The sequence below is a fragment of the Prosthecobacter sp. Pr1 genome, from assembly GCF_057652315.1.
Map to the genome: position 1 here is coordinate 41,808 of NZ_JBYFBS010000014.1, position 24,100 is coordinate 65,907.

Genomic DNA, 24,100 nt, shown 5'->3' on the forward strand with positions numbered 1-24,100 from the left:
TGCAGCTGGTATCATGGACTCTTCCACGCCCTCATCCGATCCCTTCCACGGACTGAACCCTGCCGACCTGATGGCCGCTGCCGCCATGCCGACGGACGGCGGAGCCGACACGCTCCCTCTCACCCCGCGTGACCTGCCTACGCTGGCGGAAATCGCCGCTGCGTTTCCCGATCTCGAAATCCTCGATCTCATCGGCCATGGCGGCATGAGCGCGGTGTTCCGTGCGCGGCAGCCGAGGCTCGACCGCATGGTGGCGCTCAAGGTGCTGCCCAAATCCCTCGCCGCCACGCCGGGGTTTGCGGAGCGCTTCACACGGGAGGGGCGCGTGCTCGCACGGCTCAGCCACCCCAACATCGTGACCGTGCATGACTTTGGGGAGAGCGGCGGCTTCTGCTTCCTCATCATGGAATACGTCGATGGGGTGAACCTGCGGCAGGCCATGCGTGCCGGCCGCTTCACCCCGGAGCAGGCGCTGAACATCATCCCCGTGATGTGTGAAGCATTGCAATACGCCCACAGCCAGGGCGTGCTGCACCGTGACATCAAACCGGAGAACATCCTGCTAGATACGAAGGGCAGGGTGAAGATCGCCGACTTCGGCATCGCCAAGATCCTCAACGAGGACGGCGACGGTGGCATGATGCTCACGCAGAGCGGCGCCAAGCTCGGCACCGCGCCTTATATGGCGCCGGAGCAGATCGAGAAGCCCGGCAGCGTGGATCACCGTGCGGACATCTACAGCCTCGGCGTGGTCTTCTATGAGATGCTCACCGGCGAGCTGCCGCTGGGCCGCTTTGCCGCACCGTCCGAAAAATCTGCCGTGAATGGCAACATGGACGAGGTCGTCTTTCGTGCGCTGGCCAAAGACCGTGCCATGCGCCAGCAAAGCGCGGGTGAGTTCAAAACACAGATTGAAGGCATCGCCTCCATGCCGCCGCAGATGCGGCGCTCGCTGGCCCTGCGGTTCAGCAGCTTTGAGTACAAGTCCAAGCGCACGCTGCTGGGCAGGCCGCTGCTGCACATCACTTCAGGCATTGATCCCACGACGGGGCGCAAGCGCACGGCACGAGGCTTCTTTGCCTTCGGAGACCGTGCCGTGGGAGTGGTGGCCTTTGGTGGTTATGCGCGTGGCTTGTTCGCCTGTGGTGGCATGGCAGTTGGTTTTTTTGCTCTCGGTGGCATGAGCATTGGCCTCATCTCCTGGGGGGGATTCGCCCTTGCATTGCTGCTGGCCTATGGCGGCCTGAGCGTCGGCTTTTTATCCGCAGGCGGCCTGGCTGTGGGCTGGGAGGCGGCGGGAGGTTTGGCGGCAGGTGTGCATGCGTATGGCGGACAGGTTTTTGCTCTTGTCAGCGGCATGGGCGGCCAGGTTCACGCACCTCAAGTGATCAAGAATCTCACGGAGGCGCCGCCCCTGCTGCTATGGCTGGTGCAGGCCACCAATCAAACCGCTTCCATGGTGACGTGGATCTGGCTGCCAATGATGATCCCATCCGTGCTCATGCCGTGGTGGGCGCGCAGGCAGCTCGAATTTGAAGCGCAGGGCGGTGCCCAACGTGCGACCGCATGGCATGAGCGCCCCTCGCGTGTGCTCTGGTTAATTCCAGCTGTTGTCCCCTTGTTTCTGTCTCTCAGCTGGATGACGCTCCACTGGGTGCATGCGAGCCAGACGGGTGTGACCGCGCAAACCTTGGTCGCGTCCGGGATTGAAATCATTGGCAGCATCCTTGCAGTGGTCAGCCTGCCGCTCTGGCTGCGTCTGGTGCCGATGAACTCCTTTTACGGCGTGCGCCTGCCCTCGACCTTTCTGTCCGACGAGCGCTGGTATGATGTGAACGCCGTTTTTGGAAAGCATCTCTATGGCTGGTCGCTCACCGTCGTCGCTGCGGGCATCGCGGGCATTTATCAATTGCCGCGCCATCAGGACGCCTACTCATGGGCTGCCATCACGCTCACGTTGGTGGCCGTTGCAGCCTCGGTGGTGTCCACACTGGTGTGGATGCACCGGCATCCGGTGGGCCGTCCTGCCATCAAGCCTCATCGGCTGGTGCGGAATCTCGAGCTTGTCATCCCGGTGGTCGTGCTGATGCTGTTCGTCCGCTCGTTCATCGCCCGGCCCTATTTTATTCCGAGTGGCAATGAACCGGGGGTGGCTAAAAACAGCCGTTGGATCGCCTCGCATCTCGACACCGGTTTTGCCCAGGGAGACCTCATCGCCTATGCACATGAGAACGGGCAGACCTGGCTGGCGCGTGTGGTTGCTGTCGAATCCAAAGGCTTGCATCTGAAACGCGGTGGCAATCCGGAGGAGTTCTTCATGCCGTGGGAGAAGATCATCGGGAAGATGCTGTTTCCGTATTATTCGCCGAATGAGTTAAAGGGGGCCGGTCTCACTCCAGCCGTTTCGCCGACAAGTCCGGTCATTGAAGGAAGTGCCTCTGCGCTGCAGCACAAACCTGTGCTGAAGTTCACGCGTCTCAAACAAAACCGCAAGGAGTGGCAGTGGCCGGTTTACACTCCTCAGGGCAGGCCTGTGCCCGCAAACGAGTCCGAACCGCTGATCGAGAAATCAACAGGCGGGGATGTAGAAAACCAAAGCGATGAGACCTGCTGGCTGCAGCTCTGGTTTGGGCATCCAGACTTTGATCAGTACAGTGTGCTGAGGGTGGACATCACAGACGTGAACGGCCAGCCCTTGCTAGATCGAGATGCAGATATTGCCGGACCTGGCTGGTCGTCTGACAAGCCGACGCCTTTTTTTAAAAGCCTGGTCATCAGCCCAGGCCGTCGCGGCAAACTGCCCGAGAAGGTGCGCATCGTGCTGCACTACAGCATTGGGCCGTGGAAATACGGCTCCAATGTTCCTACTGACTTCAATGGCTCCATGGCTCTTGGAGATGGCTGCCTGCTTGCTGCATTGGGTGAAGATCATGATCAGCGTGCTTTTCTCGCGTGGTCCAAATTTGAAGATGAGACCAGCTATGATGGGGTGGCTTTGCTGGAGAACGGAACCTCTTTGGGCTCTGTCGGCAAGTCCAGCAGCGGAACCCACAACAGCGTGACTGAAAGAATTTATTTCCTGACACATCTGCGAGAGGTGGAACGCTTTCGAATACGCAGCCGGAAAATTCAAACGGTCACGTTCGACTCGGTGGTTATTCCTCCCCTCCCATGACCTCCTCCTTCCACGAAACCCGCTGGACGCTCGTCTCACGTTCACGCGGCGAGGACACGCAGGCGAAGGTGGCGCTCAGTGAACTGTGTGAGGCCTACTACGCCCCGGTGATGGCGTTTCTGCGGCGGGATGGGCGTGCTGAAGATGTGGCCCGTGATCTGGCGCATGACTTCTTTGCCAAGCTGCTCGCGGGTGGGACCATTGACGGGGCCGATCCTTTGCGTGGGAAATTTCGCAGCTACCTGCTCACGGTCTTGAAGCGCTTTGCTGCCAACCAACGCGAGCATGATCGCGCGGCCAAGCGCGGCGGTGGCCAGATCCATGCTGTGATCGACGGTGAGTCCGACACGACGGGCGCGGGCCTGCAAATCGCCGACACGCGCACTGAGGCGCCGGATGCGGCCTTTGACCGCCAGTGGGCGCTGACCTTGCTCGCGCGTGCGCTGGCACGTTTGGAGTCCGAGATGCGGGATGAAGGCAGGTCAGAGCACTTTGATGTGTTGAAACCATGGCTGACAGCAGAAGCCGATGCGACGCCGCAAAGCGCGGTGGCCACGAAACTCGGCATGAGCATCGAAGCCATCAAAGTGGCCGTGCATCGCCTGCGGAAACGCTTCCGCGAGGCTGTGAAAGCAGAGATCGCGCAAACGGTCAGTGATACGGATACGGTGCGCGAAGAAATGGACTCGCTGATGGCGGCGCTGAGAAAATAAAAATCCCCTGTCCTTGCGGAACAGGGGATCTCGCGTTGCACAGCAACAAAGGAACTTTACGCCACCGGCGCAGCAGCAACTGCGGTCTCCGGCTTCTTCTCCTTCCAGGTGCTCTGGATGTAGATTTCGCGCAGGGTCTTGAAGTCGATGTTCGTCGGGCTGTCGGTCATCAAGTCGCTGCCCTTGTTGTTTTTCGGGAAGGCGATGACTTCGCGGATGCTGTCTTCACCGCTCACCAGCATGGCGATTCGGTCCAGACCCAGGGCGAGGCCGCCGTGAGGCGGTGCACCGAAGCGGAAGGCGTCGAGCAGATGGCCAAACTTGTGGGCCTGCTCTTCTTCGTTCACGCCGAGGACGCTGAACATCTTGGCCTGCAGATCCTTCTCGTGGATTCGGATGGAGCCGCCGCCGAGTTCGTAGCCGTTGAGCACCACGTCATAAGCTTCGGCGCGCACCTTGCCGTATTCGCCGGCGTCCATGAGCGGGATGTCTTCCGTCTTCGGACGGGTGAAGGGATGATGCACGGCCACCCAGCTCTGCGTTTCAGCATCGTGGGCCAGCAATGGGAAATCGACAACCCAGAGGAAGTTGAAGGCGGTGCTGTCCTTGGTCAGCGCGGTCATGTTGGCGATCTCGACGCGCACGCGGCCGAGGATGTCGCAGGCTTCCTGCCAGGTGCCGGCGTAGAAGAACACGATGTCGTTTTCCACGACACCGAGCTTGGCGATGAGCGCCTTCTGCTCCTCTTCGCTGAAGAACTTCCACAGCGGGCTCTTGTATTCGAGCACGCCATTCGCATCGCGCTCCACCTTGATGAAGGCGAGCTGCTTCACCTTCATGCCTGCCTGTGTGGCGATCTCGTTGAGACGAATCATCTGACCGGTGGTGATACCGGCGAAGCCCTTGGCGTTGATGGCGCGCACGACGCCGCCATTTTCAATGGTGCTGCGGAAAATTTTGAAGCCGCTGCTGGCGAAGACGTCGGCCATGTCCACGATCTCGTTGCCGTAGCGCGTGTCTGGCTTGTCGGAGCCGTAGCGGTCCATGGCTTCCTGATACGTCATGCGTGGGAAGGGTGTGGGGATGTCGCGGTCGGTGCCGGCTTTGAACATTTTGACCAGCAGGTCTTCGACAAGGTTCAGGATGTCATCGCGCTCGATGAAGCTGGCCTCGATGTCGATCTGGGTGAACTCAGGCTGGCGGTCGGCGCGCAGGTCTTCATCGCGGAAGCAGCGGGCGATCTGGAAGTAGCGCTCAAGTCCGGCCACCATCATGAGCTGCTTGTACTGCTGCGGGGCCTGCGGCAGCGCGTAGAAGCGGCCGGGGTTCAGGCGGGCAGGCACGAGGAAGTCGCGCGCGCCTTCGGGCGTCGGGTTGCTCAGGATCGGTGTTTCCACCTCGATGAAGCCTGCGGCGTCGAGGCAGTTGCGTGCTGCGTTGGTGATCTTGTGGCGCGTGCGGATGTTCTTGCTCATGCGCTCGCGGCGCAGGTCCAGGTAGCGGTACTTCATCCGCATGTCTTCGTTGGACAGCTCACGGTCCAGTTGGAAGGGCAGCACGTCGGCCTTGTTGAGCACTTTGCACTCGGTGGCCACGATTTCGATGGCGCCGGTGCCAAGCTTGGAGTTTTCCGTGCCGACGAGGCGTGCAGCCACCTTGCCGGTGATCTGCAGCACGTCTTCGTCACGCAGGTGATGGCTCTGGGCGGCGAGCTCGGCGTTCTCTTCCGGGCGGAAAACGACCTGGGTCAGGCCTTCGCGGTCGCGCAGGTCAATGAAGATGACGCCGCCATGGTCGCGGGCCGAATTCACCCAGCCACAGAGTGTGACAGTCTGGCCGATGTGCTCTGAGCGGACGGCGTTGCAGTGAAAGGTACGGTAGGCGTTGGGGATCATGGCTGAAAAAGGGCGCGTAGAGTCGGCGGATTCGGCCTGCGTGCAAGGGGTAAGGCAGGGCCAAAATCCATGCCGGGGACAGGGAGGAGGAAGGGCGATCTCCTCCGATTGGCATGGGAGCGCACTTCCCGAGCCGGGGCGAATTTACCCGAGTATCAGATTTGTACATCCAGATCCGGGCGTTCGGCGGATTAACATGGTGCCTACCCCAGCAGCTCTTTTTTCAGTTTTAGGTCAACGTGCAGGAATAATACGATGTCCATACCTCCTACAAATTGGTGGCTTTAGCACCGCTGCGGGCTCCAAAGTTAGACAAAATTCGATATTAAATTAGACAAAACAGAAACAAATCTTTGACGAAAGGGTGTTTGTCGCAATTATTCTCCGTTGTCAGGTAACTCCAATCACCATGAACATGACTGAAATTTCCCCTGAGGTTGACCCCAATGTTGTCGAAGACATCCGCCTCCTGAAGCGCATCTCGGAACGCGATTCCGCCAGCTTCCAGACTTTCTACAAGAAGTACAGCGGCCTCATCTTCGCCTCGATCTCCAACGTCTTGAACGACCACCACGACACGGAGGACGTCATGCAGGAGGTCCTCGTGCAGGTCTGGAACAAGGCCCACCTCTACGAACCCCGTAAAGGCAAGCCGCTCACTTGGCTGACGACTTTGGCCCGCAATCGTGCCATCGACCGCATCCGCTCCAAGCAGCGCCGCTCACGCCTGAACGACGACTTCGAGTCCGAAAACAAGAAGGACCAATACGAGTTTGAGCCTTCTGGCCACGAAAACCTCGAGTTCAAGGAGCGCGACACCATCCTTCACAGTGCCGTTTCCCGCCTCACGCAGGATCAGCGCGAAGCCATCGAGCTGACCTACTTCACCGGACTCACCCAGGCCGAGGTGGCCGAGCGCCTCCACGAGCCGCTGGGCACCATCAAAGCCCGCATTCGTCGCGGCGTGAACCGGCTGGAAACGCTGGTAAAGCCACGGCTGGCCTAACTTTCCAACCCCCAAAACTTGGAAAACCAAATGAGAAGAGCGGACTTCGGTCCGCTCTTTTTATGTTTGAAAAAGCAGCCTTGTTTCTGTGCAACGAGGCAACTTCACTCCCGAGCCCGCGAATCGATGCAGATGGTCACCGGCCCGTCGTTGACCAGCGCCACCTTCATGTCAGCCCCGAAGATGCCGCGCGCCACGGGCTTGCCCATCTCGGCCTCCAGTAGCGCCAGAAACTGCTCATAGAGTGGGATCGCGGTCTCAGGACGTGCAGCGCGAATGAAACTGGGGCGATTGCCCTTCTTCGTGCTGGCATGCAGCGTGAACTGGCTCACCACCAGCAGCTCCCCGCCGATGTCCTTCACACTGAGGTTCATCTTGCCCTCCGCATCGCCAAAGATGCGCATCTGCGTGAGCTTCTGCACCAGCCATGTCGCATCCTCCGACGTGTCCTCATGTTCGATGCCCGCGAGGATCATCAAGCCCATGCCGATCTGGCCGGTGATGGTGTCATCGACGGTGACGGAGGCAGAGGAGACGCGTTGGAGGACGAGGCGCATATGTTTTAACCAGCAGCACGGAGATCTAGCTGATCTGCGGAGTTTATGTTCAAGACCTGAATGGTCGTCCGTCCAACTGCGGTCTTGCCAGTGAGGCGGATTCCCTGCCATGCAAAGTGGTCATTCCAGTTTTGGAGACGAGGATGAAACAGCTCGGTCACTGTGCCAGACAGAGGGTCAATGCCCGTGAGATTAGATCCTTTGTGCAAATTGCAGTCGATGCATGCGAGAGCGAGGTTGTCAGCATCATCGGAACCCCCGTGTTTTCGCGGGCGGATGTGCTCAATATGAAGAGCGGCCAATGGTGAATCGTCCTGATGCAGGCGGCAGTATTCGCAGCGCAAGCCTGCTCGTTGGCGAACGAATGCTCTCGTCGCTTCGGTCACGAGGCTCTCTCAGATTGCATTTTCCGGGCCTGCCGACGGAGTGTGGCTACAAATTTGTTGGCCTGAACATAGCCTTCATATTCATCGCGTTCGTCATCGGTCAATTTATCTTCGGTGGACTTGGTGGCAAGTTCCTCAATGCGGGCGCTCAAGGCTTGATCTGGTTTCACTGCCAGCACAGCCGCCTCCTTGCCAGGGAGCAGGAGGTTGAGCAACGGATGCACGCCGCGATGGAAGGCAGACTGAGTACTCATAAATCTATTTTAAGATGTATCAACGGGGTGGTCAATCCATAGAAGAGGTGCCGTTTTACCTTCGTTCCACCCACCGATATGCCGCCTTCGAATTCTTCCAGAAATACTTTTCGCAGGCCTCAGCTCCTTTGGCGCGGAAGTACTCGTCCACCACTTTGAAAACGACATCATACGGCGCTCCTTTGTCAGAGACGGGCCAGTCGCTGCCGTAGATGAGGCGGTCGGGGCCGAAGGATTCCCAAAGGTGGTCGAGGATGGGGAGGTAGTAGGCGGTGTCGCTCGGGGCCTTGCCGTAGTCGCACTTCACCTGCTCCACGAGGGCGGAGACTTTCATGAAGACATTCGGCTGCTTGGCCACGGTGCGGACGTTTTCCCTCCATTCGGGACGCAGGGACTGGGGATCGCCGGAGGCACCGAGGTGATTGATGAGGACGCGCAGGTCGGGCACATCGGAGGCGAGTTTGGCGGCGTGAGGCAGGTAGGCGGGCGAGCCGTTCAAATCGAGCTCTAGGCCATGCTTAGCCAGCTCTTTGGCTCCGGCGAGCACGGCATCCTGTTTCGCGGCATCCTGCAGAAACGCGCCGCTCCAGCGCACCCCGCGGAAGATCGGATTCGCAGCGAAGCGCTCCAGATGGCCTGCAAACTCCGAGCCCGGATCGAGATGACCGACGAATCCCACGATGCTCTTTTCTTTCGCGGCGAGATCGAGAATCCACTGGTTGTCCTCCACCAGAGGGCTTGCTTCGACAACGACGGTTTCTTTGACGCCATGCGGCGCTGCCACCGCGAGCCAGTCGGCAGGCAGCACGGTGCGGTACAAAGGAGTGCCCTTGCCCGGCCATGGCACGCCACCGGGGCGCGTGGGGTCATAGAAATGCGTGTGCGTGTCGATGATCCGCGTCGCAGGCGGAGCGGCCTCAGCGGATTCATGCAGCAGGGCGGCGGCGGTGGTGGTCTGGAGAAAACGGCGGCGGTTCATGGGGAGAGGTACGGGCACACGTAAGCTTCTCAAGCATGGAGATTTTTCGCTGACTTTTTCCGCCAATGTTATGAAATCACGCTCCACCTGCGTCCAAATCCTGCACATGCCGATGGCCGTGCCAGAAGCGCAGGACGTGAACGACGTTCTCGGCTGAGTCGATCCGGTAGATGATCTTGTAGCTGCCTTTGAAGACTAAAACCTCTCGCGTGTCTGGTAGGACAGCCACACGCACAGGGCGACCACTTTGTGCGCGCAGTGGCGATGACAGTTCTGTTTCTGCTGTCTCGATAAGGTTGGGACGTACTGCTCTCCGCGGTCTGGCTCGCCATGCAGGAACCAGTAGTCGTCGATCTCATGAAGATCGTTGAGCGCCGAATCGGTCAGGCGGACTTGGAACGACGTTGAGCCCATTTGTGTTCCAGCAGCTCCCGGGCTTCCGCCAGGGGGCGTTCACGCCCGTTTCGCACATCATCCTCGGCCACGGCGATGTCGCGCAGCAGCCGGGCGTCATCATGCAGCTCGCGCCAGGCAGGCGAATCCTCCGGCAGCTCGGCCAGCCAGGACAAGGTTTGCTCTTTGGTGCTCATGTCCGCAAAACTAACATCGGTCTCTCCACCCGCAACCGAGGATTGGCGGGTGGCAGATCAGACGATGCTGATGTACTCCTGCAAAATGTCGAGCGTGCGAAACAGCGCGCCTTTGGTGCGGGCATGCACGCGCAGCAGTACATCGCCGGTTTGTACCTGCGTGCCGGTCTTGGCGATTTGATCGCAACCGACGGCGTAGTCGATGGCGTCGGCGGCTTTGGAGCGGCCTGCGCCGAGTTCGAGGACGGCCTGGCCGATGCCACCGGCATCCATGCGCATCAGCGTGCCGCTGGCGGTGGCCTTGAGTTCGCCGATGAACGGCGCGCGATGCACGGTGCTCATCTTCTCCAGTGCTTCCACGTTGCCGCCCTGGGCAGCGACCATTTGTTGAAACTTTCGCCATGCATCACCGCTGTGCAGCAGGGCGGCGAGATCGGAGCGGGAGGAAATGGAAACGGCGGAGGCGAGGTCGAGCACGATGTCCTCCAGATCCTGCGGGCCGTGGCCTTTGAGGCAGCGCACGCATTCGGCGACTTCCAGCGCATTGCCGGCGGATTCGCCCGTGGGCTCGTTCATCTCGCTCAGGCGCACGCTGGAGCGCACGCCCATGGCCTGGCCGACAGTGACGAGGCTGTGGGCGAGTCGATGGGCCTCCTCCTGCGTTTTCATGAAAGCTCCGCTGCCCCACTTCACATCCAGCACGAGGCGGTTCAGCCCTTCGGCGAGTTTTTTGCTCATGATGCTCGCGGTGATGAGCGGCACGCTTGGCACGGTGCCGGTGACATCGCGCAGGGCGTAGAGCTTTTTGTCCGCAGGGCAGATGCCGGCGGTCTGGCCGACCATGACGCAGCCGATGCGGTCGATGACGTTGTGAATCTCCACCTCATTGAGCTGCGTGCGAAAGCCGGGGATGCTTTCAAGCTTGTCCAAGGTGCCGCCGGTGATGCCGAGACCGCGACCGGAGATCATGGGCACCCACACGTTGTCGCAGGCCAGCAGTGGGGCGAGGATGAGTGAAGTTTTGTCGCCAATGCCGCCAGTGCTGTGTTTGTCCACGCGCATGGGGTCGTGGTCGTTCCACAGCAGCATGCTGCCGCTGTGCAGCATGGCTTCGGTGAGCGCGGCGGTTTCCTCCGTTGTCATGTCGCGGAAAAAGATCGCCATCGCCAGGGCGCTCATCTGGTACTCCGGCATGTCTCCGCGAGTGAAGGCGCTGATGACGAAGTGGATCTCCTCGGAGGTGAGGGTGCCGCCGTCGCGCTTGTGCTCGATGAGGGTGGGGATGTGCATTGGCCGCATGCTAGGATCGGCCACGCGTGTTTGGCAATACTGAACCTGCGGACATCGTATGCTCATTTCGTCCAACCATGCGTGTCCTTTGCGTTCTCCTCCTTTCCAGCTCCGCTCTCTCTGCGGCGGCGATTGATTTCTCGCGGGACATCCAGCCGATCCTTTCGGACAAATGCTACTTCTGCCACGGCCCGGATGCCAAGGAACGTAAAGGCGATCTGCGGCTGGATGTCGAGAAAGACGCGAAAGATGTGAAGGACGGCGTGGCGGCCATTCGTCCGGGCAAGAGCCATGAGAGCTCCTTGATCGAACGCATCTTCAGCAGTGATCCGGAAGAAGTGATGCCCACACCCAAGAGCAATCGCACGCTGACGGATGCGCAGAAGCAGTTGCTCAAGCAGTGGATCGACGAAGGAGCGAAGTGGGGCACGCATTGGGCATTCAAGCGCATCGAACGCCCCAAGGTGCCAGACGCGGGCGCAAAGCATCCCATTGATGCCTTTGTGCGGGCGAAACTGGCAGAGAAGGGGATGAAGCCTTCGCCGCGCGCCGATGCGGTGGCCTTGCTGCGTCGTGTGTCTTTGGATCTGACCGGGCTGCCTCCGACAGCGGATGAACTGAAGGAGCCGTATGGCAAAGCGGTTGAGCGCCTGCTGAATTCACCACGCTTTGGTGAGCGCTGGGCCTGGGACTGGCTGGATGCGGCGCGCTATGCAGACACCAACGGGTACCAGGGCGATCCTGAGCGCACCATGTGGCCGTGGCGTGACTGGGTGGTGAAGGCGATCAATGAAAACATGCCCTATGACCGGTTCACGGTCTGGCAGCTTGGTGGCGATTTGCTTCCCGATGCAACGCCTGAGCAAAAGCTGGCCACGGGTTTCAACCGCAACCACATGATCAACGGCGAGGGCGGACGCATTGCGGAAGAGACGCGGGTGGAGAATGTCATGGATCGCGTAGAGACGACCGGCACCGTGTGGCTGGGGCTGACGATGGGCTGCACGAAGTGCCACGATCACAAATTCGATCCGCTGACGATGCGCGATTATTACGGCCTCTACGATGTCTTCAACCAAACGAGCGAGGACGGCATTGGCCGCAGCGGTCAGGCGGCTCCGGCGATGGACATGTCAACGCCTGCCGAACTCGAACGGGTGAAAACGACCACGGAAAAAGTGAAGCAAGTCGCAGCGGAGGTGGAGGCGTTTGAGCTGACCAAATGGCCGCGTCCCGCAGGCAAACCGCTGACGGAATCCGATGCGATCAAGCTGCCTGGAAACCTGCCGAGTTACATCGCCAAAACGGAGCCGAAGAACCGGGGCGTGGATCCTCTGCTGGAGGCGGTGAACTATTTCAAAGACAAGGACGCAGGGTACACCAAGCTGCTGCAGAAGCTCCTCGCCGCTGTGCGTGCGCGCGTTTCAGCCACCAACGCCGTCACCAAGGTGATGGTCATGGACACCACACCCAAGGTGCGTGAGACCTTTGTGCTGGAGAAAGGCGCGTATGACAAGCCCAGCACGACCAAGGTCAGCTTCAATGTGCCCGCGAGTCTGCCAGCAATGAAGCCTGACGCACCGCGCAACCGCCTGGGCCTCGCGCAATGGATCGTGAACCGTGATAATCCGCTCACGGCGCGTGTGACGGTGAACCGCTTCTGGCAGGCCTTCTTTGGTGTGGGGCTGGTGAAGACGGCGGAGGATTTCGGTTTGCAGGGCGAGGAGCCACCGCAGCGCGAACTGCTCGACTGGCTGGCCTCCGAGTTCATCGACAGCGGCTGGGATGTGAAGGCGCTGATGAGGCTGATCGTGACGAGCGAGACCTACCAGCAGTCATCGAAAATCAAAGACGCGCAGGTCGATCCGGAGAACCGCTATCTGGCGCGTGGGCCGCGCTTTCGCCTGCCTTCGTGGATGCTGCGGGATCAGGCCTTGTTTGTGGCGGGTCTGCTGCAGGACAAGCTCGGCGGCCCGGCGGTCAAGCCCTACCAGCCCGAGGGCATCTGGGAGGAGGCGACCTTTGGCAAGAAGAGCTACGTGCAGGATCACGGTGATGCGCTCTACCGCCGCACGCTGTACATTTTCTGGCGGCGCATCGTAGGGCCCACCATGCTGTTCGACAACTCCGCGCGGCAGACCTGCGTGATCAAAGCCACCCGCACGAACACGCCGCTGCAGGCGCTGGTCACTTTGAACGACGTGACCTACGTGGAAGCCGCCCGCGTGCTGGCACAGCGAGTCTTGCTGGCAAATCGTGGAAATGAAGACGCGGCGCTCGTGCATGCGTTTCGTCTCGTCACCTGCCGTCAGCCTGCCAAAGCGGAAGCGGCGCTGCTGAAGGTGCAGCTTGGCAAATTGCGGGCGCAGCAGTCAGATCGTGCTGCGGCGCTGAAACTGCTGGCAGTGGGTGAGTCGAAGCGGGATGAATCGATCGATGCCATCGAGCACGCCGCGTGGACGAGCCTGTGCCTCATGCTGCTGAACTTGGACGAGGCGGTGACGAAGGAGTGAAAAGTTGCCTTGTTGCTGTGCAAAAAAGGGTGGAGAAGCCGCGAAGCCTCTCCACCCGGAGTCTGATTCAAACCCGCTGTTTAGCGGCGGTCTGAAGACTTGTTCCAGCCTTCACGATGCTCCGAACGACCACCGGACGAATGGCCGCCCGAGGAATGATTGCCGGACGAATGGTTGCCCGAGGAGTGGCCGCCCGAAGGGTGGTTGTTCGAGGGGAAGCTGCTCGTCGGATGGTAGTTCGAAGGGCGATTGTTCGACGGATAGCTGCCCGATGGGCGGTAGCCCGAAGGGCGCACGTTTGACGGATAGCTGTTGGACGGGCGGAAGCTGGAGGGGGAGCCGCTCGAAGGACGGTAGCTGGAGGGGTAGTTGCTCGAAGGACGGTAGCTCGATGGATGGACGCCAGGATGCGAGTGGTTCTGGTGCTGGCCGCCGTAGTAGTACTGCCCGTTGTGGTAGTAGCGGTTCGAGTACTGCCTGCCCTGATAGCTGTATCTGCCGGTTTGATACTGGCCGCCGGAAAAGTAGCGGCCCTGGTAGTAGTAGGCGCTGCCGGAGTAATTCCGCGGCAGGGTGGAGTAGGTGTTGAAGCCACCACCATAGCCGCCACCGTTGGAATAGCCCCCTCCGCCCATCATCGGATCCACACAGGACGCGAGGTTCAAGGTGGCGATGGCGGGAATGAGGAGAAGAAAAGGACGGAGTTTCATGAAGTTTGGGTAACGGACGGGGTGGGGTGTGTTGAGCGGACGATCGGCCGCGAAGAGGGTGGACTGGAGTTTAAATCCGTCCGGTGAGGAGCAATACGATGAGGATGATGACAAGGAGACTTGCACCACCGCCGACATAATGATTGCCGGAACGGAAACCGTAGCCACCACCACCGATAAGCAACAGAATGAGCAAGATGAGGAGAAGATTCATGGAAGGGGAGTTGTGTAAGGGGTTGAGGATGAATCGGAGGCTGGAACCAAAGCGGACGTCGTATTAAAAAATACCTTGCGGGTGTTTCATGCGGCTGCCCGGGCGAGATCCCATGCAGGAAATCGCATGCCGAGAAGGCTGATTGGAGAGTTCATCCGATTAGATGACAGACGCTGATGCCGAGATCCATGGGGTGAACACCTCATCGCATCAGCCACACCTGCTCTTCATGATGTCCTCAATGCCCTCCATCTTCTCCCATGGCTGTTCCTGCCTTCTCGCTGCTGCCCTCCTTTGCCTGCTCCCGGGCTGTGTCGGGCCCATGCCCCCGACTCCGCCTGTTGCCGTCGAAGAGTCCTTTTGGAACGGCGACTACATGAGCGGCAAACCTTCCATCCGCATCAGCCTTTCGCAGCAGCGCGCCTTCTTCTACAAAGACGGCCAGCTTACCGGCATGTCGCGCATTTCTTCAGGGCGTGAAGGACTCGATACGGTGACGGGGAAATTTAAAATCATCGAAAAAGACATCGATCATGTGTCCTCCTTGTTTGGCGATTACGTGGATGCCAATGGAAACGTGATCCAGAAGGATGTGGACACCAGCAAGGACCCCAAGCCCAAGGGGGCGATCTATGACGGCGCCAAGATGCCGTATTTCATGCGCATCGTCGGCGGCACCGGCATGCATGAGGGATACCTGCCGGGTTACGCCGCCTCGCACGGCTGCATCCGCATGCCCGGCTTCATGGCCGCCGCCTTCTTCCACGCTGTGGAGGTGGGCACGCCTGTGAGCATCGAGCCCTGAACTGATTTTTGGACTTCAACTCAAACCGGACAAACCTATGAACATCACCAAAAATCGCGGCCTGCTCGCGCTGGCCATCTACCTCATCATCGTCGGCTTTATTGGCGCATTTAACGTCAGCCTCGGCGCGCTCAGCATCCTGGTGCCCATTCTCGCCATCGTGGCAGGTGTGCTGCTGATCATGGAGAAGTGATCTGGGCGAGGAGGGCTCCAGCCAAGGCGCGGGGGTCTCTGACCCCCGGTATGGGTTTGGCTGCCGTGTGCGTTGCAAAGCGGTGGGAATGAAACGGGGGCGGAGACCCCGTCACCTTGGGCTGCGATGGCCTTGCCGCCTTAGAAGCTGATGTACTCCAGCGGCACATCCGTTCTGGCCTTGAGCTTGAACTCCCTGTCCACCATGCAGGGGGCTTCGGGCAGGGAGAGGATTTCTTTGGTGAACTTCGCGCTGGTGTCAGGGCTGGCCTCCACGTGGAGGATGCTGCCTGCTGCATCCCGAATGATGAGGACGTAGCCGTAGCTTTTCACCCCGGCATCCGGCGAGTCGCCGCCTACAAAGTAGGTGAGGCGCACGGGCTGCGTGGTGTGCACCATCTTGGACTGGGGGCGGATGGAGATGTCAAACTCCTCCTTTTGCAGCACGATGAGGTCGCCGTTGCGGTCGGAGGTGTTTTTGCCCAGAATGAGGGCCAGTCCGCAGGCATTCTGCAGGTCGCGGTTCACCTCCTGGTTGCTGAGGTTGAAGTTGTAAGTGTGCTCAAAGGTGCGCTGGTAGGGGTCTCCGCCGCTGCGGTTGCTCTTGGCCGGCTGGGTCTGGCAGACCAGGCGGTATTTCTGCACAGGGGCCGAGGGGATCGCTGCTATGGGTGCAGGAGCCGTGGCCAGGTCCGGGTGCTGCGCCGCCCAGGTGGCGATGTAGGCGCTGTCCTCCTTGCAGAGGGTCTTGCGGTTGATGGTAAGGGTCTGCTGATCGCTGCTGCGCTTCAGGGTCACATTGTCCCCTGAAACGGCGGTGATCTCTGCCTCCATCAGCGAGCCCGCGAGACTGACGAACACACGGGTGTCCGCCAGCGCCATGGGGGCGATGAGGAAGGACAGAACTAGCAGGCGGACGGATCGCATGGGCAGGAATACGGCTGACACCGCCCTAATCTGCCGGATGCCGCACGCTTTCAAGCCTCGCGCAGCAGAATCGCATCCACATTGATGCCATCGTAGAGTGCATCGCTGAGAATGACGAGGGGATCGCCGTGCTTGATGAGCTTTTCTATGCGCAGCAGGTCCAGAGCGTTGCGGATGGCCGCCTCGGGATCGCCCTCGGTGAACTGCAGCACGAAGGGGTTCACGCCACGGGCGGTGACCAGCGTGCGGCTGACGTGCAGATTGGGCGTGAAGGCAAAGATGGGGGCAAATTCGGGGCGCTGATGCGCAAGCAGATGCGCCATGACGCCACGGATGGTGAAGACGAGCAGCTTGCTGCCGGGGATGCTGTTGGCCAGCAGGATGGCGGCCTTCACGGTCTTGTGCTTGTTGGTCTTGAGCGGGGCATCGCTGGCAAAGCGGCCTGAGGGATACTTTTGTTCGATGCGGCTGATCACGGTGTCCAGCACCTCCACGCATTTCTCCGGGTAGCGGCCCACGCTGGTTTCACCGCTGAGCATCACGCAGTCCACCTGCTCGATGACGGCGTTGAAGATGTCGGTGACTTCCGCTCGGGTGGGCACCGGGTTTTCGATCATGCTTTCGAGCATCTGCGTGGCCACGATGACCTTGCGGCCATGGTAGGAGCAGCGCTCCACGATCTGGCGCTGGATGAGCGGCAGGTCCTCGATGGGGCACTCGCTGCCGAGATCCCCACGGGCGATCATGATGCCGCCGGAGGCCTCCACGAGGGCGTCGATGTTGTCGATGGCCTGCTGGTTCTCGATCTTGGCGATGACGCGCGCCTTGCTCTGCTTCTGCTCTAGGAGGAGCTGCAGGTGCTGCAGATGCCCGGGCTCACGGGCGAAGCTGAGGGCGAAGAAATCCACGCCCAGCTCCACGCCGAGATCGAGATCGGCGTAGTCCTTTTGAGTGAGCGGGGGCAGGCGCACGGGCACGCCGGGCAGATTGATGTGGCGGCGGGATTTCATCTCGCCCTTGGTCATGACGGTGCCGATGACGCGGAGGGTGGAGACCTCGGTGGCCTTCACCTGGATCATGCCGCCGTCCACCATGATGGTGTCGCCGACTTTGAGGTCCTTGCCCAGCTCCGGGTAGTTCACGCTGACGGAATAGGGCGTGCTCGGGGGAACTTCGGCCTTGCAGCGAAATTCCACGGTGTCTCCCACCAAAAGCTGCCAGGGCTGCTCCACATCGCCGGTGCGGATGCTGGGGCCGGTGAGGTCCATCAGGACGGCGATTTCGCGCTTGGAGGCGGCGGCGGCCTCGCGGACGCGGGCATAAACGGTGCGCACCCAGTCATGGGAGGCGTGGCTCATGTTCAGGCGGATGACGTCGGCACCTTTGGCGATGAGATTGGCAAGGACTTCAGGACTCTCCGTGGCAGGTCCGAGAGTGCAGAGGATTTTGGTTTTGCGCATGGATGGCATAATGAAAGCAGGGGACGGGCCAGCGTTGGCCCTGATGTGTCCGAAAGCAAGGCGCACCTCGCAACGGGGCTGGAACATCCGATGCCGGTTTGATGAGGATGGCCGCAAAAAGGCGCAAAAAAGATCACAAAAAGTGGGTCGCTTTGGGAGACTGAAAGCAGCGCCCTGTGTCCCTTTATCCAAACAAGGCCCGGTAGTTCCCGGCGATGACCTCCTCCAGCTCAGCCACTTCCATCCCGCGCACCTGCGCGAGGAGCTCGTAGCTTACGCGGAGGTTGGCGGGGTGGTTGAGGGCTTTGCCATCGGCGGCTTGCAGCGGGTGGGGGTTCAGCTCATCCGGCGGCCACATGTCGGGGGCGTCGGTTTCGGTGAGGAGGCGGTCGAGGGGGACGGCTTTGAAAACGGCGAGCTGCGCGGCTTTGCGCGGGTGGCCGAAGTAGGGGCTGAGGGAGAAGTAGGCACCGAGCTTGACGAAGCCGGGGATCATCTCGGCGGGGCCGCCGTAGGAGTGGAGGAGGAAGCCGCGGCGTGGCAGCGGGGTGCTGCGCAGGGTTTCCTCCAGAAGGCCGAAGGCGCGCAGGCAGTGGATGGTGGCGGGGCGGTCGAGCTCCACGGCGAGGGCAAGCTGCGTGCGCAAGCAATCGAGCTGCGCGTCGATGTCGGGGTTTTCGATCCAGCGGTCGAGACCGATCTCGCCGACGACGGCCTGGGGATGCTCTACCAGAAGATGCTTGAGTGTGGTGGCCCAGTCCTGGGTGCGTTCTTTGACATACCAAGGGTGCAGGCCAAAGGCGGGGCGAATGAAGGAGTGCTGGCGGGCGAGGTCTGCCACGGCGGGCCAGTCTTCCTCGCAGGAGCCGTTCACGATCATCTCCGCCAGTCCGGTCTGCGGCAGCGTGGCGAGGATCTCCTCACGCCACGGGTCGAGGCGCTCGTCCTGGAGGTGATTGTGGGCGTCGAAAAGCAAGGATGAAGGATGAATTATGAAGGATGAAAAAAGCCCGTGCACACTTTGCGGTATGCACGGGCTTGGTGGAGGCATTCGAAGGGCTGGCAGCCCGTTGCGCGATCAGTTGTTTCCAATCATGAGCAGCATGGTGTCGCCTTTGCGCCAGACGCGGAGGAGGACGGTTTTGTCGCTGCCTTTGGCCAGGGTGCGGGCTTCGGCGGCGTTGGTCACGGGCTTGCGGTTCACGTGGGAGATGACGTCGCTTTCTTCCACGCCCATGGCGGCGGCGCGGCTGTCGGCGTCCACCTTGGTGACGATGACGCCGGTGACGTTGTCAGGGATGTCGTGGCGCTCACGCAGGGCCGGGGTGAGGGTCTGGACGGTGACGCCGGAGACGAGTTCGCTGATGTTGTCCTTGGCCTGGCCGCCGGGGGCACCGGGGCGTGGGATGCCGCGCTGTCCGCTGCTGAGCTCGGAGAGGGCCTCCTCGGGCAGGGCTTCCAGCGTGGCGTTCAGGGTGAGGCGTTTGCCGCCGCGCATGACTTCGATGGGGATCTGGCTGCCGGGCTTGGTGCCGCTGACGATGAGGCGCAGACGGCTGCTGCTGTCCACGCGCTGATTGTTAATGGAGACGATGATGTCCTCCAGCTGGATGCCGGCTTTTTCGGCGGGGGAATCGGCACCGACCATCATGACGACTGCGCCGCCCTGCTCTTTAAAGCCGAGGCGTTCTGCGAGAGCGCCGTCGAGATCGGTGATCTGCACGCCGAGGAAGCCGCGCTGCACGGCGCCGTCGTCCAGCAGGTCTTCCACGATGTGGAGGGCCATGTTGATGGGGATGGCGAAGCCGATGCCGGCATTCATGCCGGTGCGGGAGAGAATGGCGGTGCTGATGCCGACGACGCGGCCCATGGCATCCACCAGCGGGCCGCCGGAGTTGCCGGGATTGATGGAGGCATCGGTCTGGATGAAATCTTCGTAGCCCTGGACACGACCGCCGCGGCCGTTGCCCTTGCCCACGATGCCTTCATTGCTGCGGCCCAAAGCGCTGACGATGCCCTGCGTGACGGAGCGGCTGAGCTCCATGGGCGCACCGGCGGCGAGGACGATGTCGCCCACGCGGAGCTTGGAGCTGTCTCCCAGAGTGGCGGGGGTGAGGCCGGTGGCGTCGATCTTGATGAGGGCGACGTCCGTAAGCGGGTCCGTGCCGATGACGGTGGCGCGGTAGGTTTTGGAGGTGCCGTTCACATCCACATCCACGTCGATCTTTTTGGCATCTGCCACGACGTGGTTGTTGGTGATGATATAGCCGTCCGGGGTGATGATCATGCCGGAGCCGACGCCTTGGGACTGATGGGCGTCATCATCGGGGGCTGGCTGCTGCGGGCGCTGGGGCTGCTGCGGCTGGCCACGGCGGCGCGGTGCCGGTGCGGGCTCGTCGTCTTCATTCATGCCGCCGCCGAAGGGATCCGTGCCGCCGCCGGGGGCGCCGAAGAAGCGGTAGAAGAAGGGACGGAGCTGCGGCGGGATCTGGTCCACTTCCGGTGCCTTGATGGGCGTGGAAGAGTGGATGGTGACGACGCTGGGCAGGATCTTTTCCACCACGGTGGCGTAGCTCATCTGCAGCTGGCCGTTGTTCGGCAGCAGGCTGGGGTCACGCAGGATCTTCGCGGAGAAATTCGCCGTCAGAGGCTCCTTCGAATCCGCAGGGGGCATCAGCGTTGGCGGTGCCACAGGCTTTGTCGATGCGGGAGGCGGCAATGCGCCCGGCGGCAGTGCTCCGGGCTGCTGGGCGTGGACGCCGGGCAGTCCTGACGCCAGCATGCCGGCGCAGGTGAACGCAATGCAGAGACGAGGTTGGGTCTTCATGGAGTGGTTTTGGGGGTGGGATATTTCAGCGGTTCTTTGAGGAGCGCATGATTCTCAGACGTAGTGACGCAGGGAATGTTGAACATATTTGGGCGAAAGAAAGGGACTCTTTCACATCGCCCGCCGCAGATACATAGGTCGGTCCTGGCGGCGTTTGGGGCTTCCCGGTACTACGGTGCTCGTGCCTGAAAGAGGGGCGTTAATCGTGGGGCAGCATCGCAGAAGCAGAGATTTTCATCGCGAATGGCGGGACCACTCCGGACGTAGGTTGGGTGTGTTTGGCGGGCTGCAGCCATCCTATTCATCCGCAGCCCCCTCCGCCAAACCGCCCGACTGCGAGGACGTTCGCACGCCCCGGCGCCTGCCGAGCGCTCACGGACGGACGGGCGGGCTGTCGCCACACGCATCCCACGACTTCTTACTTGCGCGCTTCGGCCAGGGCCTTGTCCATCACTTCCTTGAGGGTGACCTCGGCTCCGCCGCGGCGTTTGCTTTCGTCGGCGGCTTCCATGAAGGCGTAGATTTCCAGTGTTTCTTCAGGGCTCACAGGAGCGACGCCGGTGCGAAAAAAGTGCACGACGGAGTAGAGCAGGGGATCGTAGCCGTCGTAGGTGCCGATGGCGGCCTCGCCCTTCTCACCGATGGCCTTGCCGCCGTAGCCTTTGGATTCTGTGAAGGTGCCGGTGCGGCCGCCTTCCCAGGTGCCGGTGACGGTGATGCGGGCGACGGTCTGCTTGGTCTCCACCTTCGTGACCTTGTCCACGGTGGTGACTTCCTCCATGACGGTGCCGCGCTTCACGCTCTGGCAGCCGGTGCCCATGACGGTGAAGAGGGACTCCACGCCGTGGATGCCATACCAGAAGAGATCCGGGTGGTGGGGCTCCAGGCTGGCGGGGCTGGAGGTGCTGGCTTGCTTCACCTTGCCGATGCTGCCGCCGCGCACAGCCTGCGTGCCTTTGCCAAAACGCAGTGAGGATGAGGAGAACACGGGAATGCTGGCCTTCTTGGAGGCATCGAGAATCTTGATGGCATCGACGAGGGTGCCAGCGATGGGTTTGTCGAGGAAGACCGGCTTGTGCGCCTCGATGCACGGCAGCACCTGCTCCAGGTGCACGCGGCCGTCGTTGGATTCGAGGAAGACGACGTCCACTTTGTCGAGCAGTTCATGGATGCTGGGGACGATCTCCACGCCCAGGTCCTTGACCTTCTGCGTGTACTCCGGCACGCGCTCCGTGCTGGAGGGGATGTCCTTGGAGCCCTGCGCATACGCGGCCACGAGGCGCACGCCCATGACCTCCGGCTTCTGCGGCGTGGTGTTCAGCGTCTTGGTGAAGGCCAGCACGTGGGAGGTGTCCAGCCCGATGATGCCGGCGCGGATGTTCTGGGCGCTGGCATGGAGAGAAAGCAGCGCGGAAGCGCCGACGACGAAGAGCAGGGTGCGAATCATGGCCGAGGACTACGCAGCACGTGGGGCGGCCTTTCGGCAGGGTTTCGGGGAGAAATTGCCTGCGTAGGAGAAACCGCCGCTGCGCAGCACAAAAGGACTGAAACAGGTGCGAAAAAGCGGTGGGGGAACAGGAGCGGCGGTGGGCGGCAGAGGTTGGCCGCAAAGAGACGCAAAAAAGCGCAAAAGGAGAAGGCGCTGTGGTTATTGAGGGCGGACAGACCTGTCTGTTCGGTCTGAACAGACCCATTCATTGCAGGTTCGACTCTGCGGAAGATGCCGCTTCAGGGTCTCATTTTTTTTGCGCTTCTTTGCGGCCAATGATTCGGGCCTTCAGTGAGGCCTAGTACGCCTTACCGCTGCGGTTGCGCCACTAGTCTCATGCCAGGCGCTTGATGCCGAGTTCGGCAAACAAGGCATCGGTGCCACACTGCAACTCTGCACCTGAGATGAGTGTGACGCGCCCTTCTTTCACGTCCTTCACACGCTCGGTCACTTCGGCATCCCATACTGATTCAACAGCGTCAGAATCCTCTCCGATCCAAGGAATGTGTTCAATGATCACCGGCATGGCTGGATTGTATCAAACGGTACGCGGATTGTCGAGGGGGCGAATCACCGTGGCGAGGAGTCCTGCCGCATGCGCGGGGAATCTGGCCATGCAGCCTGATCTGGCTCGTCGGGGACTCCATGTGGCGGGTACGCGCACTCTGCGGTCACTCCCAGGTCGGATTTTTGTGCCTTTTTGCGCCTCTTTGCGGCCAATGATTCGGGCCTTGCGCCCCTACCTCACCCCCACGCAATACACAGCCTTGTTGCTGCGCAGAATCAGCAGGTCTCCGCTGATTGCAGGGGTGCCGTTGAAGTGGGTGGTGTCGCTGGCGAATTCGTTGGTGCTGAGCAGCTCGTAGGTGGGCTTGGCGGCGAGGACGAAGGCACCGTTGCGGCGGGAGACGCAGATGAGCTTGTCGCCGATGAGCACGGGGGAGGCGTAGAAGGGCTTGCCACCGCCTCGTGAGCCCATGGCGGCGCGCTCGCGGTAGACGTCCTGGCCGGTTTTGGCGTCGATGCAGATCGCGAAGCCCTGATCGTTGATGACATAGAGGTGGCCGTCTTTGAGGATGGGCGTGGGGACGTAGGAGCTGGAGCTGCTGTCCCAGAGAATGGCCTTGGGGCCGAGATCGCCTTTGCCGCCGATCTTGATGGCGGTGCTGCGCGTGGCGGGGAAACCGCCGAAGACATAGACTGTGTCGCCACCGGGGACGAGGCAGGGGGAGACGTTGCCGGTGAGGCCGTGTGTGGCATACCAGCGCAGCTTGCCGGTGTTGGGATTCATGCCCCACAGCTCCTGCGGCACGGCGATGACGAGATCGTCCCCGCCATCGCGCTTGAGGATGTTGGGCGTGCCGTAGGCCATGCCGAAATCGCCCTCGGCTTTCCACACGATTTTGCCGGTGGCTTTGTCCAGGCCGAAGATCGTCTGGCTTTCGTCGTTGGCGTTCACGATGAGCAGATTTCCATGAATGATGGGGCTCGCTGCGGAACCCCAGCGCCGCTGGCCGGAGCTGGTGCCGCAGGAGGTCTGCCAGAGCTGCTTGCCCTGGAGGTCAAAGGCCAGTGCGCCGCTCTTGCCGAAGAAGACGTAGACGCGCTCGCCATCCGTCACGGGCGTGTGGGTGGCGTAGCCGTGCTCGGTGATGAAGCCGGTGAAAGGATCCTCCACCGCGGCGCTGGGTACCTTGGCGTCCCACAGCACCTTGCCATCGGCGCGGTTGAGGCAGAGCAGATGCCGCACGAGCTGGCGCATGTCGTCCGCGCCCGGTTTGTCGCCGTAACCGGTCCAGCAGGTGACGAAGACGCGCTCTCCGAGCACGATGGGGCTGGAGGCACCTGGCCCGGGCATGTCGGCTTTCCAGAGCAGGTTCTCCGTGTCGCTCCACTTCAGCGGCACCTTCGATTCCGTGACGATGGCCGCACCGGTGGGGCCAAGAAAGCGCGGCCAGTCATTGCCAGCGGCGGTGAGAAGCGTGGGCGTGGCAAGCGCGAACGTGAGGGCGGAGGCGAAGGCGCGGGAGAGCAATTTCATGCGGGGAGGGATAACCCGGAGAGGGCGGGAAAGTTACGCGGGGGAATGCGGGAAGGATGGAGCGCGGAATTTATTCC

General features: G+C 61.3%; 23 protein-coding genes. 6 read left to right on the plus strand and 17 right to left on the minus strand.

From position 1 onward, the window contains the following. The first annotated feature begins 13 nt into the window (after positions 1 to 13). Together AC24GY_RS20380 and AC24GY_RS20385 are read left to right on the plus strand one after the other, a co-directional pair. Positions 14 to 3,175, plus strand: coding sequence for a protein kinase domain-containing protein (locus AC24GY_RS20380; RefSeq protein ID WP_487686697.1), 3,162 nt, complete (start codon positions 14 to 16; stop codon positions 3,173 to 3,175). Beyond that, entirely contained in the window at positions 3,172 to 3,888 is a 717-nt protein-coding gene (locus tag AC24GY_RS20385) for an RNA polymerase sigma factor (protein ID WP_487686698.1), read from the plus strand. The genes AC24GY_RS20380 and AC24GY_RS20385 overlap by 4 nt, the downstream gene beginning before the upstream one ends. Positions 3,889 to 3,944: 56 nt before the next feature. Here the strand turns inward: AC24GY_RS20385 and aspS are convergent, their stop codons facing one another. Next, positions 3,945 to 5,783, minus strand: coding sequence for an aspartate--tRNA ligase (gene aspS, locus AC24GY_RS20390; RefSeq protein WP_487686699.1), 1,839 nt, complete (start codon positions 5,781 to 5,783; stop codon positions 3,945 to 3,947). A 409-nt stretch (positions 5,784 to 6,192) separates the two neighbouring features. On the opposite strand from aspS, the gene AC24GY_RS20395 reads away from it, so the two are divergent. Beyond that, the gene (locus AC24GY_RS20395; RefSeq protein ID WP_487686700.1) at positions 6,193 to 6,789 is read left to right on the plus strand and encodes a sigma-70 family RNA polymerase sigma factor; all 597 of its coding nucleotides are present in this window, start codon (positions 6,193 to 6,195) and stop codon (positions 6,787 to 6,789) included. A 104-nt stretch (positions 6,790 to 6,893) separates the two neighbouring features. Here AC24GY_RS20395 and dtd read toward each other — a convergent pair whose 3' ends face one another. From dtd to AC24GY_RS20430, 7 genes are all read right to left on the minus strand, one after another. Beyond that, entirely contained in the window at positions 6,894 to 7,346 is a 453-nt protein-coding gene (gene dtd / locus AC24GY_RS20400; RefSeq protein ID WP_422315664.1) for a D-aminoacyl-tRNA deacylase, read from the minus strand. Between the two features lie 5 nt (positions 7,347 to 7,351). Further along, complete coding sequence (locus tag AC24GY_RS20405; RefSeq protein ID WP_487686701.1) at positions 7,352 to 7,732, minus strand: HNH endonuclease; 381 nt, start codon at positions 7,730 to 7,732, stop codon at positions 7,352 to 7,354. Further along, positions 7,729 to 7,986, minus strand: coding sequence for a hypothetical protein (locus tag AC24GY_RS20410; RefSeq protein ID WP_422315660.1), 258 nt, complete (start codon positions 7,984 to 7,986; stop codon positions 7,729 to 7,731). The genes AC24GY_RS20405 and AC24GY_RS20410 overlap by 4 nt, the downstream gene beginning before the upstream one ends. 55 nt (positions 7,987 to 8,041) lie before the next feature. Continuing rightward, the gene (locus tag AC24GY_RS20415; protein ID WP_487686702.1) at positions 8,042 to 8,965 is read right to left on the minus strand and encodes an amidohydrolase family protein; all 924 of its coding nucleotides are present in this window, start codon (positions 8,963 to 8,965) and stop codon (positions 8,042 to 8,044) included. Positions 8,966 to 9,041: 76 nt separating this feature from the next. Then, positions 9,042 to 9,308: a type II toxin-antitoxin system RelE/ParE family toxin gene (locus AC24GY_RS20420; RefSeq protein WP_487686771.1), complete on the minus strand. Its 267-nt coding sequence runs from the start codon at positions 9,306 to 9,308 to the stop codon at positions 9,042 to 9,044. Between the two features lie 40 nt (positions 9,309 to 9,348). Continuing rightward, positions 9,349 to 9,555, minus strand: coding sequence for a hypothetical protein (locus AC24GY_RS20425; protein ID WP_397384028.1), 207 nt, complete (start codon positions 9,553 to 9,555; stop codon positions 9,349 to 9,351). Between the two features lie 57 nt (positions 9,556 to 9,612). Then, positions 9,613 to 10,845, minus strand: coding sequence for a thymidine phosphorylase (locus tag AC24GY_RS20430; protein WP_487686703.1), 1,233 nt, complete (start codon positions 10,843 to 10,845; stop codon positions 9,613 to 9,615). 77 nt (positions 10,846 to 10,922) lie between these two features. On the opposite strand from AC24GY_RS20430, the gene AC24GY_RS20435 reads away from it, so the two are divergent. Then, complete coding sequence (locus AC24GY_RS20435; RefSeq protein WP_487686704.1) at positions 10,923 to 13,358, plus strand: PSD1 and planctomycete cytochrome C domain-containing protein; 2,436 nt, start codon at positions 10,923 to 10,925, stop codon at positions 13,356 to 13,358. A gap of 80 nt (positions 13,359 to 13,438) precedes the next feature. Here the strand turns inward: AC24GY_RS20435 and AC24GY_RS20440 are convergent, their stop codons facing one another. Further along, entirely contained in the window at positions 13,439 to 14,068 is a 630-nt protein-coding gene (locus AC24GY_RS20440) for a hypothetical protein (protein ID WP_487686705.1), read from the minus strand. Positions 14,069 to 14,138: 70 nt separating this feature from the next. Then, positions 14,139 to 14,282 (minus strand): DUF3309 family protein, encoded by a 144-nt coding sequence (locus AC24GY_RS20445; protein WP_422315646.1) that lies wholly within the window; start codon positions 14,280 to 14,282, stop codon positions 14,139 to 14,141. Between the two features lie 322 nt (positions 14,283 to 14,604). Between AC24GY_RS20445 and AC24GY_RS20450 the strand changes: the two genes are divergently transcribed. Together AC24GY_RS20450 and AC24GY_RS20455 are read left to right on the plus strand one after the other, a co-directional pair. Continuing rightward, a complete protein-coding gene (locus tag AC24GY_RS20450) occupies positions 14,605 to 15,087 on the plus strand; it encodes a L,D-transpeptidase family protein (RefSeq protein WP_487686706.1) in 483 nt (160 codons plus the stop codon). Between the two features lie 37 nt (positions 15,088 to 15,124). Continuing rightward, positions 15,125 to 15,280: a hypothetical protein gene (locus AC24GY_RS20455; RefSeq protein WP_422315642.1), complete on the plus strand. Its 156-nt coding sequence runs from the start codon at positions 15,125 to 15,127 to the stop codon at positions 15,278 to 15,280. 140 nt (positions 15,281 to 15,420) lie between these two features. On the opposite strand, the gene AC24GY_RS20460 is transcribed toward AC24GY_RS20455, so the two are convergent. The 7 genes from AC24GY_RS20460 to AC24GY_RS20490 all read right to left on the minus strand — a co-directional run bounded on the left by AC24GY_RS20460 (position 15,421) and on the right by AC24GY_RS20490 (position 24,023). Beyond that, positions 15,421 to 16,206 (minus strand): hypothetical protein, encoded by a 786-nt coding sequence (locus tag AC24GY_RS20460; RefSeq protein ID WP_487686707.1) that lies wholly within the window; start codon positions 16,204 to 16,206, stop codon positions 15,421 to 15,423. 50 nt (positions 16,207 to 16,256) lie between these two features. Beyond that, positions 16,257 to 17,666 carry a pyruvate kinase gene (gene pyk / locus AC24GY_RS20465; protein ID WP_487686708.1) on the minus strand — a complete coding sequence of 470 codons (1,410 nt, stop codon included), beginning with the start codon at positions 17,664 to 17,666 and terminating at the stop codon, positions 16,257 to 16,259. A 184-nt stretch (positions 17,667 to 17,850) separates the two neighbouring features. Further along, positions 17,851 to 18,642, minus strand: coding sequence for a TatD family hydrolase (locus tag AC24GY_RS20470; protein WP_487686709.1), 792 nt, complete (start codon positions 18,640 to 18,642; stop codon positions 17,851 to 17,853). Positions 18,643 to 18,744: 102 nt separating this feature from the next. Then, positions 18,745 to 20,493 (minus strand): Do family serine endopeptidase, encoded by a 1,749-nt coding sequence (locus tag AC24GY_RS20475; protein ID WP_487686710.1) that lies wholly within the window; start codon positions 20,491 to 20,493, stop codon positions 18,745 to 18,747. A gap of 418 nt (positions 20,494 to 20,911) precedes the next feature. Then, complete coding sequence (locus tag AC24GY_RS20480) at positions 20,912 to 21,940, minus strand: Gfo/Idh/MocA family protein (protein WP_487686711.1); 1,029 nt, start codon at positions 21,938 to 21,940, stop codon at positions 20,912 to 20,914. Positions 21,941 to 22,316: 376 nt separating this feature from the next. Next, on the minus strand, positions 22,317 to 22,508 hold the full coding sequence (locus tag AC24GY_RS20485; protein WP_487686712.1) for an addiction module protein: 192 nt from the start codon (positions 22,506 to 22,508) through the stop codon (positions 22,317 to 22,319). A gap of 213 nt (positions 22,509 to 22,721) precedes the next feature. Further along, positions 22,722 to 24,023: an outer membrane protein assembly factor BamB family protein gene (locus tag AC24GY_RS20490; RefSeq protein ID WP_487686713.1), complete on the minus strand. Its 1,302-nt coding sequence runs from the start codon at positions 24,021 to 24,023 to the stop codon at positions 22,722 to 22,724. Positions 24,024 to 24,100 lie beyond the last annotated feature (77 nt).